The sequence below is a fragment of the Promicromonospora kroppenstedtii DSM 19349 genome (genome assembly GCF_000515355.1).
Classification (GTDB): domain Bacteria; phylum Actinomycetota; class Actinomycetes; order Actinomycetales; family Cellulomonadaceae; genus Promicromonospora; species Promicromonospora kroppenstedtii.
This window is the reverse complement of record NZ_KI911740.1, coordinates 159,128-160,243: the sequence shown is the minus strand read 5'-3', so window position 1 is coordinate 160,243 and position 1,116 is coordinate 159,128. Positions and strand designations below refer to the sequence as shown.

Sequence of the window (1,116 nt, the reverse complement as noted above, 5' to 3'; positions counted from 1 at the left end):
CGCCCCGGCGACCGGCTGGACGAGGACCGGGGCGAGGCGCGCGGGGCCGCCGTCCGGCCCGGCCGAGGCCCGGGCGATGGTGGGCGCGAACTCGAAGAACTGGGTGGCGTGCAGGATGGTGCAGGGCACCTCACCCGCGCGGACGGCGTCCTCCAGGCGCACCTTGGCCGCGTAGAAGGGGACGTCGGGTGCTCGGTCCGACCCGACGATGGACAGCATGACGTGGTGCTGCACGCCGGCCTCGCGTTCGTAGCGCGTGAGGTGCTCGCCGGCGCGCGCGAAGAACTCGTCGATGTCGGCGGGGTCCAGCGAGCCGGTCTTGGCGGTGTCGATGACGACCTGGGCGCCGTCGAGCGCCTCGCGCAGACCCTGGCCCGTGACCAGGTCGACGCCGCTCGCGCGCGACGCGACCCGGACGTCGTCGCCCCGCGCGCGCAGGAGCCGCACCACCTGGGTGCCGATGGTGCCGGTGCCGCCCAGCACGGTGATCGTCGTCATCGTCGGTCCTTCCGCGTAGGACACCATCTTGTGCCGCGCAGGCCGTACTGGCTCGGCGTCGGGCGCTCGCCCTACAGTCGTGCCGTGTCCGAGGAACGCACGGCCTGGCGCCCCACGGGGCTGGTCTGGTCCGACGACGGCGCCTGGCTGGAGTGGCTCACCCCCGCGGGCGGCACGCGCACCAGCCCGCTGCCTGTCGGGGCGCGACTCGCGCTGACCGTCGGGACGGACCGCCGGTGCCTCGGGCTGTGGTGGGAGGGACGGCGGGTGCCGTGCGTGTCGGCGACGCCTTCCGGCGGGGCGCTGCTCGACGCCGGGGCGAAGTCGGGCCAGTGCGAGTCCTGCGCGGCGATCGCCCGTACCCGGTCGGTCGCCACGGACACCCGGCTCGACGACCCGCGGGAGTTCCGCGTGTACCTCGCGCACCACGGCAGCGTGGTCAAGGCCGGCATCACCGCGGCCCAGCGCGGGCAGGCGCGGCTGCTGGAGCAGGGCGCGCTGTCGTCGCTGTTCCTGTCGGCGGGCACGCTGGTCTCCGCCCGGCGGTGCGAGTCGCTGCTCACCACGGCGCTCGGGCTGCCGCAGCAGGTGCACACCGCGCGCAAGCGGGCTGCCCGC

The 1,116-nt window shown here is 75.6% G+C and carries 2 protein-coding genes; one reads left to right on the top strand and one right to left on the bottom strand.

Annotated features, from left to right (window positions below; genetic code table 11):
- Positions 1-498, bottom strand: a 498-nt coding sequence (locus PROKR_RS23195; protein WP_169736533.1) for an SDR family oxidoreductase, incomplete at its 3' end; no start/stop codon positions are given.
- 84 nt (positions 499-582) lie between these two features.
- On the opposite strand from PROKR_RS23195, the gene PROKR_RS23190 reads away from it, so the two are divergent.
- Positions 583-1,116, top strand: a 534-nt coding sequence (locus PROKR_RS23190) for a DUF2797 domain-containing protein (RefSeq protein ID WP_036968247.1), incomplete at its 3' end; no start/stop codon positions are given.